Source organism: Anabaenopsis sp. NIES-4685 (genome assembly GCF_059725405.1).
The window spans coordinates 3,052,965-3,065,917 of sequence record NZ_AP043602.1 but is presented as its reverse complement, the minus strand read 5'-3'; the positions used below and the strand labels follow the sequence as shown (position 1 = coordinate 3,065,917).

Sequence of the window (12,953 nt, the reverse complement as noted above, 5' to 3'; positions counted from 1 at the left end):
GGGTCTAATTAACCAAGAATCCTGTGATGCTTAAGAATCTAAATCTAGAGCTTGCATTCCTTCCCGTTTGGCAAAAGTTAGCATACTTCCCAACTGGAACCAAACCAGTACACAAGTCAAAAGACTAACTGGTAACCCCACCGCCAAAGCCAAGAAAGAAGGAAAGCCAAATATCTCTAGACCGGATGAGAGAAATAGACAAACACCAGCAGTAATTCCTAGAAATGGCACCAATAATTTTTTTAATGCGGAAGGAGATTTAGTATCCTCGGAATTATTCTTTGGCCATTGCTGTACTATTACTTTTAGTGTGCCAGATAAAGCGATACCAGAAGTTAATGCCATCAAAAAGCCAATTAGGAGCAGAAAATATGGTGGGTTTGCTGGGTAATAGTACATGAAAACTCCGAATTTATATGGAAAAGTAATACAGCAGAAAACTTAAACCTGGGATTTTTGAGCCTTGGATTCGACATTACCAAGAGCAGATTTGGGAATGATGGCCGTTACGCCTTCTCTAGATAACTGGGTCAACATACCCATGGCTGCATCTAACAACCGATTCGGTTTGATGTCATCTTTAACAAGATCCCACAGGCGTTGAACTTCTGCGGTATGGAGGCGGTCATCTTCAGTGAGTGCCAATACCAACTTACGGCGGAGAAATCCACCTTCCTCAGACAGTAAATATTGTATTCCCATTTGTGCGGTAGGTAATACATCAAAGCTGCTGTCAGTACGAGCGATTTGGATTAAGTTCTCTAAGCGTTGCCACTGGAAGCGACCATCTTTAAACAACACGTTCAACAGTCGCCGCCTTAATTCTGGAGATTCCCCAGTTAGTAGTCGTCGTGCGATGTAGGGATAACCCACTTCTACAATTTTGAAATTAGGGTTGAGGCTGAGGGCAATACCTTCTTGAGTTACTAGAGAACGAATAATCAAAGCAAACTTGGCGGGAACTCGAAACGGATATTCATACATCAATTCCGAGAATTCATCAGTAATGGTTTTAAAGTTAAATTCATTGACATTCTTGCCAATGGCATTTCCCAAGACTGATTCTAATGCGGGGATAATTGGGCTAATATTTGTATTTGGTGTCAGAAAACCCAAATTGACAAAATCTGTGGCTAAATCGGCGTAGTCTTTGTTCACCAGATGCACTAAGGCATCTACTAAAGTTTCTTTGGTCACTTCCTCGAGCTGGTCCATCATGCCGAAATCAATGTAAGCCATACGTCCATCAGGCATGGCGAACAAATTCCCCGGATGGGGATCAGCATGGAAAAAACCATGTTCTAATAGCTGTTGTAGTCCTGAAGTTACGCCAATTGTGATGATTCCCTCTGGGTCTAAACCGGCTTGTTTGATTCTGGCACTATCAGTGAGTTTGAAGCCATTAATCCATTCGAGAGTTAAAACATGGGTGTTGGTATAACTCCAGTAAATGCTCGGAACTTTGACCCGTGGGTCGTTGCGAAAGTTACTGGCAAATTTTTCCGCGTTACGACCTTCGTTGATGTAGTCAATTTCTTCAAATAATTTGATGCCAAACTCGTCCACAATTAAAGTTAGATCGTGACCGAGATTCAGGGGTAGCCAAGGCGCTAGCCATCCAGCCATCCAACGCATCAAATAAAGGTCTAGGGTGATCACTGGGCGTAAGTTGGGGCGTTGCACTTTCACCGCCACTTCTTCCCCAGTTACTAGACGACCACGATAAACTTGACCTAAACTAGCAGCAGCGACTGGTTTAGGGGATAATTCGCTAAAAACTTCACTAATTGGTCTATCTAACTCGGTTTCAATGATTTGATAAGCGATCGCATTATCAAAAGGTGGTAACTGGTCTTGCAGTTTGATCAGTTCCTCTAAGAAATCCTTGCGGATTAAGTCTGGCCGGGTAGATAGGGCTTGACCGACTTTAATAAATGTCGGGCCAAGTCTAGTAAGTAGTTCTCGTAACTGGGAAGCACGTTTACCTTTGTTTTGCTCAACTTTATCTTGCCATTCGTCCCACTTGAGACTCAAAATAAATCCAGCAAAAGACCAGATAATTTGTAACATTCGCCCCCAACCAAGCCAGGGACGGTAACCATAGTGGCGAGCGATCGCCTCCGCATTGTAGCGTTGTAGCTGACCAGGTTGATACTGACCCACGCCTTTACATACCTCTTCAACTGGGAATTCTATACTTTTGTTTTTTATACCCCTATTTACAAATAGATTGTAAGTTTGGAGTTGTGGTAGTTTTTATTAAAAACTAGGGAATTTAAATTTTCTCTGGGTCATATTCTCGGCGGCCTTTTCAGGTGTAAAACAGCCTACACTCTGCCCAGATGTTTTTATCTTTTCCTTAATTATACTTCATAAAAGTACAAATATTCGAGAATTGGTGATTGGGCAGAATTTTAAGTTTCTCTTCAGCATTCACTTACCTTGCCCTACTATGCGTGCTGTTAGCGGATATGCGCGTTAGCGCGGGTAAATTCGTTGGAGTCTTAGTGAAGCAAGAATCCCCTTCGCGGTAAGACTAGAGGCTTCTTGCTGTTTGAGCTAAGAGGATGTTTGGAAAGTATTAAACAGGTAATTTTTATCTTAGGGAACAGGGAACAGGGAACAGGGAACAGGGAACAGGGAACAGGGAATCGGGAATCGGGAATCGGGAATCGGGAATCGGGAACCCAAACAATCAAATCCAATCCCCTTTCCCTTATAAAGGGAAAGGTGAGGGTGGGGTCAAACAATAGTTGATACACTAATCATGACTTATCAAACATCCTCTAAGACTGATGGGATGACTAATCACTACTGACCTTGAGATTTAGCTTCCAGACCGGACAAGCGACTTTTCAGTTCTTGATTTTCTTGTTTGATTTGGTCTAGTTCCTCACGTATCTGGCGCAGTGCGTTGTCAGTACCGACATTTTTTTGCACCCGGGAAATCTCTTCTTCGGCATAACGGCGCACACGCCCATCTATGGCTTGGTCAGCTAGCGATCGCAAAATTCCCATAGCTTTGGGGGTTTCCATTTGTCCCAAGGCCACCACCACAGCCACTTGAGTTAAAAAGAAGGTTTCTTTGGCTAGTTCCCCTAATCTTGCTAGGATCCGTTCTAAATTCGCCGGACTTTGACCTACAGAAATCTTACCTAAAGCCCGAATTGTGGACAGGCGTAAAGGTTGGGGTACACCAAGTTTGGTGTATTCTAGTAGGAGGTTTAAGGCAGCTTCGGAGGTTTTCAGTTCAGCCAAACCACCCACTGCACCACTCCTGACAACTTCATTCCAACCGGACCTTTCTTCCAAAACGGATTTTAGTAGCTTAATTACCTTTTCTTCCTTGGGTTTTTCTGCCAAATTTAGGGATGCGATGCACCCCACGGCCCGACTAGCTGCTGCTTCTACGTAGTAACTGGGGTCACCATTTTTCAGTAATTTTTTCACAGCTTTGTAACTGTCATAGGTTTTGATGGTGGCCAATGCTTCTACCACCGCCCGGCGCACAAAAGGATTTTCATCTTGTAATCCTGGTAATAAGCCATCAAATGCTTGATCTAACTTAATTTCCCCCAGTTGTTTAGCCGCTTCTACCTGCACACCCCAAAATGAATCATTTCTCAGTGCATTTGACAGTGCCATGGTAGCTTCTAATCCCCCTTTCTTTGCCAAGGCTGCTGCTGCATAGATGCGAGAAATGGGGTTGGGGTCAAATTCTAACTGTGCTTTTAACTCTGGTACTGGATATTCTAAGGTAACAGTTTTCAAGAAATTATTCCCCACATCAAAGCTGACAAATTGGGGTTTTTCTGCTAAGGGAAAGTAAAAGCTTTGTTCGCGTTCATTCACCCGCACTGTAAAAGTATTGAGTTGTGCGGTTTGACCGGGTTGGGTATAACCAAAACCAATGGGAATTTTCAGGTCAAATAAATCTTTACTGTCATTCTTGTCTGCTTGGGTTTGAGTCACCGTCACCTTGGCTAAATTAGCATCGCCATCCCAAGAGTAAGCTATTTTAAAATCGGGGTGACCACCACGATAAACATATTGGTCAAACAAAAAGGCTAAGTTGCGTCCCGTGGCCTTTTCAATGGCTCTGAGTAAGTCTACTGTTTCTACAGTTTTATGGGCATTATCCCGGACAAAGGTTTGAATTGCGCGCCAAAATAATTCTTCTCCTAATTCTGCCCGGATCATGTGATAAACACAAGAGCCTTTTTCGTAGATATGACGGTCATAAAGCTCTATGGCTTCCCGGTAAACATGAGTTACCATGGGACGACGGTAGCGATCGCTATCTTCACTTAAGTAACTTCTAGCTTCCAATAAGCGATAGTATGCCGCTTCTTGGTCACCATATTCATGTTCGGTCCACATGACCTCAGAATAGGAAGCCATACCTTCCTTAATCCAAGCATGAGACCAATGTTTAATTACCAGCAAATCACCAAACCACTGGTGTGCTAATTCGTGGACAACTAAACTTTCTGTGTTGCGATTATCTAAAGCAGCGCGTTCATCTAGTAAACATCTATCTGTTAAGAGGGTTGTGGAAGTGTTTTCCATCCCCCCAAAGATGAAATCATCTACACAAACTTGAGCATATTTAGGAAAAGGATAAGCATAACCGTACTTTTCGCTGAGAAATTCGATCATCCGGGGAGTTTTACCCATGCTGCGTTGAGCATCATCCTTTCTCCTCTGCTCTACGTAGTATGTGACTTGTTTATCTTGCCAATGATCATAAATTTCGGCAAAATCACCGACTGCTAAGGTCATTAAGTAGGTAGGATGAATCTGCTTTTGTGACCAATGGTAGATTTTCTCTTCCCCATGCTCTTGGGTGTCAATGAGTTCGCCGTTAGAAATAGCCATTAAATTTTTGGGAACCCGCACCCGAATTTCTGAGGTAGAAAGTTGTCCGGGATAGTCAAAACAGGGAAACCAGAAACGAGAGTCTTCATCTTCCCCTTGAGTCCAAACTTGGGTGGGCTTGTGGGGATAGTATGGGTCTGGTTGAATAAAGTATATACCGCGTTGGGGTTTTTCTACTGAGTAGGCGATCGCAATCAATAAATGCTGACCAATCTGTGTGGGTTGAGACAGTTGAATAAACAGCTGTTCACCGTTATAGTCAAAAGTTTGTGATATCTGGTCTACATAAACAGACTCAATCTTGAGGTTGACAGCATCCAAAGTCAAGCGGTTAATACCACTGCGAATTGGTGATAGGCGAATGCTGCAAGTACCGTGGTAACTTTGGTGAGGAATATCTAACCACAGATCCAGAAAAATATGCTCTACTTGTCCAGGTCGGTCGGGGTTGTAGTGAGGTTTAGCACCTGGTAATTCAAAGGATTTACGACCGTTGTTTTCTGTATCAAAATAAAACTGCGACATTGATGGTTTGTGACCTTTTAATCTGTGAAGAGTCTGCTTATCTGTATGTAGATGCTATCTGGTTAATATCCCAAGGTCAAAGTCTCCTATCAAGGTTATTAACTGAGTACATTGAAGATAGATCCAGAGAAATTTTCTGTGCGAGCCTGAGCCAATGAGAAAATGTTATCAAGATTTTTTGATTCGTAACTGGGAAATAGGCGATCGCACCAGAGCCGCTTCTGTTGTCAGTTATGTATTATCAGAATACGGTCTGGGTTGGGAACCCCAGGGCGCAGACAAAGATGTGCTGCAAGTTGAGGAATTTTACTTAGTCACAGGAGGTGAGTTCTGGGTAATTGAACACCAAAATCAGCTAGTAGGTACGGGAGCATACTACCCCACCCAACGGGGGAAAAAAGCTGTAGAAATCCGCAAAATGTATCTTTTATCCAGTGTCAGGGGTTTAGGACTGGGAAGATATTTGTTACAAGAGCTAGAAGCAGCGATCGCCTCCCGTGGTTTTGAGCAAATTTGGATTGAGACCGCCAGTATTTTGGTGGAGGCGGTCAAGTTGTATGAAAGCAATGGTTATCAACCCGCGACAGGGGTGGAAACGACGCGCTGCGATCGCGTGTATGTGAAATCCCTGCACGATAGTTATACCATTACCTTATAAAACTGCCCTCTGTGAAAAATGGTTCAATAACCACTAAAACAGAGTGTAAAAGCCATTAATTATACAGTTTTGCACATCAGTGGGAGGGGTAACCCTTTCACTGACTTTAATTAAATTTAACAATTTTTCACTGAGATTAGTACCAATATGTCACAAAACCCTGACACTCCATCATCCTCCTCTACTGTCCAGGCTATTGCTAAAAACTTCCGGTTTACGGGTTGGATTAGCTTCTGGGTGCAATTAGTGCTAGGTGTTGTTTCTGCCATTATTGTCCTGCTGTTTGCCATCTTTAGTCAGCGCCCCAATAGCGCCAATAATAACCCCGGTACAGGATTTGGTGTATTTCTAGCAGTTTGCGGAATTCTGATTTTAGGTGGTGGTATTTATTTGGCTTATCGCTATACCATAATTGGTAATCAATTGCAATCCCCCAACCCCAAAAACCGCCCGCGCAAAAGTGAGACCCTAGAAGTATTACGCTTGGGACTATGGATTAATTTACTGGGAATGCTGGTCACATTGTTAGGCTCCCAAGCCATTGTGGGGACATTGGTAGCCAGATCCATATCCCCCCAAGCTGCAACTACTCAATTATTTGACCCCACGCGAATTATTAGCGGTTTAGATATGCTGGTAGTCCAGGCAAATATTAACACCGTTTCTGCCCACTTCGCCGGGCTAGCAGTATCAATATGGTTACTGAATCGCATTACCCGCAGCTGAGGCTAAAATAACCAGGGGGGATTTTGTCTTGGCAATTCCTGTGCTAGGAAGCCAAAATCAGTATATGCTGATGTTTTGGCAATAAGTCCCTAGGCAACCGAGAAAAATCTGTGCTGGATATTAAGCAAATACGGGAAAATCCCCAATTAATTCAACAACGCTTGAATAGTCGTAGTGGTAAATACGATATCGAACCCATATTACAGTTAGACAAGCAACAGCGAGAACTAGAAGGGAAACGTAGTCAACTTCAGGTTCGTAGTAATGAAATTGGTAAACTGGTAGGGCAAAAAATTAAAGCTGGTGTAAATCCTCAATCTCCAGAAATTCAAGCCTTGCGGGATGAAGGTAACGCCCTCAAAGTTCAATTAGGTGAACTCGAACCCCAGGAGAGGGCTTTAAAACTCGAAATTGACCAACTCCTGCTAGCACTTCCCAACTTACCCAGCGATTCTACGCCCATTGGTAAGAGTGAAGAAGAAAACATTGAAGTGCGGCGCTGGGGTGATGAATATCTACCCCAAAACCCGAATATTCTGCCTCATTGGGAAATCGGCGAAAAATTGGGTATACTCAACTTTGAGCGGGCGGTGAAAGTTGCTCAAAGCCGGTTTGTAACTTTAGTCGGTGCGGGTGCTGCCTTGGAAAGGGCATTAATTCAGTTTATGCTGAAGATGCAAACTGCAGCGGGTTATATAGAAGTTAGTCCACCTTTGTTAGTGAATACTGAGGCTTTAACCGGGACGGGTCAGTTACCAAAGTTTGCTGAAGAAAGCTTTAAATGTGCTGATGATGAATTATGGTTAATACCTACAGCGGAAGTTCCCGTGACTAATCTTTACCGGGGAGAAATTCTAGCAGCGGAAGATTTACCTATTTATCATTGTGCTTATACTCCTTGTTTTCGTCGGGAAGCGGGAAGCTATGGGCGGGATATGCGGGGGTTAATTCGTCTGCATCAATTCAATAAGGTGGAGTTGGTGAAGGTTGTTCATCCTAGTTCTTCTTTTGAGGAATTAGAAAAATTGATTGTGAATGCAGAGGCGATTTTACAGGCTTTGAAATTGCCTTACCGGGTGATTAATCTTTGTACAGGTGATTTGGGTTTTGGTTCTACAAAAACCTATGATTTAGAAGTATGGTTACCATCTTCTGGTAAGTATCGAGAAATTTCTAGTTGCTCTAATTGTGTAGATTTCCAAGCCCGTAGGGCGGATATTCGCTTTAAGGAATCTGGGAAAAAAGGAACTCAGTATGTTCATACTTTGAATGGTTCCGGGTTGGCTGTGGGCAGAACTATGGCGGCAATTTTAGAAAATTACCAGCAGCCGGATGGTACAGTTAAAATACCGGAAGCTTTACAGGTGTATTTGGGTAGGGAAGTTTTGTAATTTGGATAAATTCTACAAATAATACATATTTGGTGGGTATACCCTAGGTGGTGTGATGAATTACTATGTTATACATTAATCCACTTTGGGTAAGTTTAGATCCCCGACTTCTCACATAATTAGAGATAGTCTAGGATAATTTAGCTAGAAGTCGGGGATCTTTGGGTGTCTGTGGGGGGGTAAGATCCCGGACTTCTCACATAATCATAGACACCCCACCATAATTTATCTAGAAGTCGGGGATCTGAGGGTGTCTGTGGGGGCGATCGCCTGTACGGGGTTTAAACGCAAAGGTCGCTAAGTAGGCGCAAAGGTTCGCAAAGGTGTTTTTTGACAATATTTTATTTGGTTGGGTGGGATGTAAGAAACCAGGGGTTATAAACCCCTGTCTGATAGCTGAAGTCAGATGAATCTGACTGGAAGGTTATGTGTTTGTTAGGCGATCGCCTGTACTGGGTTTAAACGCAAAGGTCGCTAAGTAGGCGCAAAGGTTCGCAAAGGTGTTTTTTGGGAAGATGTTTTATTTTGTTGGGTGGGATCTGATTACCTGTTGATTCTGTTTTTCTAGTTTATAAGGAGATGAATAAATATGACTCAAGTTATCTTGAAACGGCTTAATCCCATTGTTATAGAAAAACTCAAACGTCTAATCCAGAGTCATCAACGGACTTTGGAAGAAGAAATCACATCTATCCTGGAAGATGTAGCAGAAAAAGAGGATGTACCAACAGGGGGTGAGGGTTTTTGGGATATGACTTTACAATTTAGAGAAAGGATGCAGCAGGAGAATATTACTTTTGATGATGCAGATTTTGCGGATTTGCGCGATCTCTCTGTCGGTAGGGATGTTGAATTTTGACTATCAAGTATTTATTGGATACAAATATTATTTCAGAAGCCACTCGTCAAACTCCTAATGTTAATGTAGTTAAAAAACTGACTGATCATCAATTTACAAGGGGAGGGTTAGGGTGGGGTAAAGATGTAGTGTTTGTTGACAATATTTTAATTAACTGCTTCGGGTCCAATCACCTGTTGATTCTGGTTTTCTTTGTCTCGTAGCTCTTGGTTTAATTTTAAGAGTTGCTCTAAAATGTCATCTTCAGAGGTAAATTTATAGGCTTCTATGACTAGTTTATCTAGTTGTTCATGGAGTTTAGATAGTTTGCTGCTGGGTTCGTTGTAGAATTTATTATATAATGTGGTGATTCCCCACTGTTTAGAGTCCATTTGTTGAGTCCGATATTCGTGGAGTTCTACGGTTTTGGCTCGGATTTTTTCGACTATCTCCCCTGTTGCTGTCTGGGGAAAGGCAAAGGTTTCAAAGCAGGTGGTATTAGTGTAGCGAGTATCTCCCTTTAAAGTTGAACTTTGGGCTTTTACCCACTGACGATGTATTTTAGATGTGAGAATACCTAATATGTAAAAGTCTTCTGATGCAATTACAATATTTAAGTCACCAGGTAGCCAGTTTAATGGTGCTGGAATAAATATAGCCCATTTGGAAACTCTAGGTACTGTGAAGTAATAAGATAAAGATGAAATAGCTTTTCTCATAGCTGGACGATGGGAAAAAAAATTCCACCAGTAGTCTCTTGCTTTAGAATTTCTGTTATTATCTCTTTCTGGCTTGACATTGATTTTAATATGTTCAAAGGGTAATTGATACTCACTCGCATCTTCAATACTCATATCATTAAAGTCAATAATCCAACGCTCTGGTTTACCATGGGGATTTTGCGCCAGATTTGCACCCATGGAAAATAGTTTTAATACCTCTTGATTTTTCCCATCCGCTTTTATCCATTCCTTTATCTTCTCTTCTGTGATCACAAAACCCATTCCTACAGGAGCAACTCCTTGAAAGCATTTATTCAAGTTAGCTTTTAACCGCACAGCTTGAGTAACATCAATACTAGATTTCAAAGAAGAATTAATTCTGCTAACTACCTCATCATCTAAATAGTATTTACCCGGTTTGGCTTTACACCAGTTGACAATACTTACATGAACTTTCGCTTCCCCTGACCATGGTTGGGTAGATACGGCTTCATGAATATAACCCTGATTTTGAGTAATATAATCTAAAGCTGCGACTCTACTTTTACCCTGACTGACTGAATTGGTCGCTACTAAACCCGCTCTCCCTTGTTCATCAAGGTGTTGGTGCGCTAACCTAAACCAATAGGCGCAAAAGTCTACTGAGTCTTTAACTTGGGGGAATTGTTGAAAAACTTTATCTATATATTCGTCGCCTAAAGCTATTCTCATATGTTTACCCCCCAAAAATGGCGGATTCCCAATAATTGCATTGGCTTTTGGCCATTGACTAAATAAGGCATCCCCACAGATAATATTCCTATCTAAAGAATCCAAGGGTAAGGCTGGCTCGGTTAACTGTAAGTTGTCAATGGCAATTTTCCGCCCAATCATTAATGTTACCCGCGCTAACTCGACGGCAAATAAGTTAGTATCCATCCCATAAAATTGCATGGGGGTGACTAAACCTATCTGCATTTGCTTGGAGGTTAATTTCCGATTTTCCTGGATTTTGTCTAAGAGCAGGGTTTCAATTCTCTTTAATTCCTGATAGGCTATATAGAGAAAGTTGCCAGAACCACAAGCTGGGTCAAGGACTCGATAGCTTTGTAGTTCTAATTGCAGTAGTTCTAATTGTTTGAGGGTGTTAGCTTCCTCTATTCTTTCTTCCCAATAACGGCTAATGGTAGGGCGAACAATTTTCATGATGTCCACTTCTGAGGTGTAGTGAATACCTTTAGCGTGGCGCTCTTGTTGATCTACTGTTCCTTCAAATAAGTTACCAAAAATAGCCGGTCTAACTTTACTCCAATTCTCTTTAGCGGAAACGTCTAAAAATTTTAATTCTTCTGGGGTTAGTTCCACTGGTTCAATGTGGGAAAATAACCCGCCATTAAAATACTCTACGCCTTGATAACGTCCCGCTGGGGTTTTTCCCGGTCGGTTCATTTCGCGGAATAAGTTACCTAAAAGGTCGTAGGAACTTGCGCCATTAATACAGTCTTGAACGCAGGAAATAAACATATCCCTTGGTAATAGTTGTCTGTCTTCAGCAAACATAGCTAAGACGCATTGCAAAATAAACCTTTGTGCGGTTAGTTTCTCAACTGGCCGGTTTTCTAGTTCTAGGAGTAATTGACCCATGGGCCGAGCGGCTCTTTCTGTGACTTCTACCTGGTTGTTATTGAATACGGGAGTTTTATTGCCAATTTCCATAAAGGTAAAGGCTCCCGCCCTTTCTGGTAGCTGCTCTAGGGATATTTGATCTACGGGTGTATCTAGCTGAATGTCAAAGTCAAATATCCAAAATTCATCAAAGTTACATAATATGACGTATTTGGGGCGTTGGGGTACTAATCGTGTCCAGTAATCAAATGCTTGGGAGTAATGTTTACTTAGGTCTTCGCCGCGTTTTTTCATCTCAATTAATACGCGGGGTTTCCACACTAGGTCAGCAAAGCCGGTTTTACCTTTTTTACTCCCTTTTTTGATGGGTTCTTCAAATTTCGCCCCCGCGTCTAAGGCTCCTTGGTGTCCAAAGGCTCTAAAAAATCGGTCTAAGAATGTTTGTGCTTCTTGTTTCTCTTGTCCTTTGATGTGTTGCTGACAAAAGTTGACGAATTTATTTAGGCTTTGGGGGGTTGCTGCTGTCATTTTTGGTGGGTATACCCTAGGTGGTGTGAGTAGTTACTATGTTATGGGTTAATCCACTTTGGGTAAGTTTAGCTCCCGGACTTCTCACATAATTAGAGATAGTCTAGGATGATTTAGCTAGAAGTCGGGGATCTGAGGGTGTCTGTGAGGGGGTAAGATCCCCGACTTCTCTTAACATACTTCCGAAAACTATGTATAATCACTTTTTATGGAAGAGTGATTATACCAAAATTAATGAGTCAAATACTTCGCTTAAGTATTATTCCTTTGATATTGTTGAGTAGCACTGTGTCAGTGGGATTGCCAACAACTCCATCAGTTTTAGGTTTAACCAAGTCAGCAGATATGGCTGGTATGGATTTTGGGCGGCACTTTCAAGAATTAGGGGTTGAGGGTTCAATTATCATCTATGACCTGAAAAATGATCGCACTTTTGAACATAACCCAAAACGTAATTTAACCGCTTTTTTACCTGCATCAACTTTTAAGATTCTCAACTCATTAATTGCCCTAGAAACTGGGGTAATTGTAGATGAAATTGCGGTTTTAACATGGGATGGGATAGAAAGAACTCTTCCTGAGTGGAACCGAGACTTGAATATGAAAGAAGCATTCAAGTTATCTGCTGTTTGGTTTTACCAGGTTCTCGCCCGTCGAATTGGCTATGAGAAAATGCAAAAATGGGTGGCTGAAGCTGGATATGGGAATCAAAAAATTGGTAGTCAAAATGATGTTGATAAATTTTGGTTAGATGGAGAACTGCGAATTACTCCTCAAGAGCAAATTCAATTTATCCGTCGTCTCTACAATAATGACTTACCTTTCTCTGAGCGATCGCTTGCCATTGTCAAAGATATGATGATTAGGGAGCAAACTCCCGATTATACAATTAGAGCTAAAACAGGTTGGCTGGGGTTTGAAGACAAGGTAACACCGAAAATCGGCTGGTATGTGGGTTACGTGGAGCGGGACAAAGATGTTTACTTTTTTGCCACTAATATAGAAATTCGTAATCAGAAAGATCCCTCGGCTCGGCTGGAGTTAACACGCCGTTGTTTTCAAGAGTTGGGTGTGCTATAATC

General features: G+C 42.0%; 9 protein-coding genes. 5 read left to right on the top strand and 4 right to left on the bottom strand.

Going from position 1 to position 12,953, the window contains the following annotated elements; genetic code table 11:
* Positions 1 to 30 precede the first annotated feature (30 nt).
* The 3 genes from AC6IZ0_RS13195 to AC6IZ0_RS13185 form a co-directional block, all read right to left on the bottom strand.
* Positions 31 to 399, bottom strand: a complete 369-nt coding sequence (locus AC6IZ0_RS13195; RefSeq protein ID WP_271731247.1) for a hypothetical protein — start codon at positions 397 to 399, stop codon at positions 31 to 33.
* Between the two features lie 42 nt (positions 400 to 441).
* Positions 442 to 2,163 carry an ABC1 kinase family protein gene (locus AC6IZ0_RS13190; protein ID WP_497723305.1) on the bottom strand — a complete coding sequence of 574 codons (1,722 nt, stop codon included), beginning with the start codon at positions 2,161 to 2,163 and terminating at the stop codon, positions 442 to 444.
* A gap of 648 nt (positions 2,164 to 2,811) precedes the next feature.
* Positions 2,812 to 5,403, bottom strand: coding sequence for a M1 family aminopeptidase (locus AC6IZ0_RS13185; RefSeq protein WP_497723303.1), 2,592 nt, complete (start codon positions 5,401 to 5,403; stop codon positions 2,812 to 2,814).
* Between the two features lie 154 nt (positions 5,404 to 5,557).
* On the opposite strand from AC6IZ0_RS13185, the gene AC6IZ0_RS13180 reads away from it, so the two are divergent.
* From AC6IZ0_RS13180 to AC6IZ0_RS13165, 4 genes are all read left to right on the top strand, one after another.
* Complete coding sequence (locus tag AC6IZ0_RS13180; protein WP_497723301.1) at positions 5,558 to 6,061, top strand: GNAT family N-acetyltransferase; 504 nt, start codon at positions 5,558 to 5,560, stop codon at positions 6,059 to 6,061.
* 147 nt (positions 6,062 to 6,208) lie between these two features.
* Positions 6,209 to 6,787, top strand: a complete 579-nt coding sequence (locus AC6IZ0_RS13175; RefSeq protein WP_280792006.1) for a DUF3611 family protein — start codon at positions 6,209 to 6,211, stop codon at positions 6,785 to 6,787.
* A gap of 110 nt (positions 6,788 to 6,897) precedes the next feature.
* On the top strand, positions 6,898 to 8,178 hold the full coding sequence (serS, locus tag AC6IZ0_RS13170) for a serine--tRNA ligase (RefSeq protein WP_497723299.1): 1,281 nt from the start codon (positions 6,898 to 6,900) through the stop codon (positions 8,176 to 8,178).
* 589 nt (positions 8,179 to 8,767) lie between these two features.
* A complete protein-coding gene (locus AC6IZ0_RS13165; RefSeq protein ID WP_497723297.1) occupies positions 8,768 to 9,037 on the top strand; it encodes a hypothetical protein in 270 nt (89 codons plus the stop codon).
* 146 nt (positions 9,038 to 9,183) lie between these two features.
* On the opposite strand, the gene AC6IZ0_RS13160 is transcribed toward AC6IZ0_RS13165, so the two are convergent.
* Positions 9,184 to 11,871 carry a DNA methyltransferase gene (locus AC6IZ0_RS13160; protein WP_497723296.1) on the bottom strand — a complete coding sequence of 896 codons (2,688 nt, stop codon included), beginning with the start codon at positions 11,869 to 11,871 and terminating at the stop codon, positions 9,184 to 9,186.
* 234 nt (positions 11,872 to 12,105) lie between these two features.
* Here AC6IZ0_RS13160 and blaOXA point away from each other — a divergent pair, with 234 nt between their 5' ends.
* The gene (gene blaOXA / locus AC6IZ0_RS13155; RefSeq protein ID WP_497723293.1) at positions 12,106 to 12,951 is read left to right on the top strand and encodes a class D beta-lactamase; all 846 of its coding nucleotides are present in this window, start codon (positions 12,106 to 12,108) and stop codon (positions 12,949 to 12,951) included.
* The last annotated feature ends 2 nt before the right edge of the window (positions 12,952 to 12,953 follow it).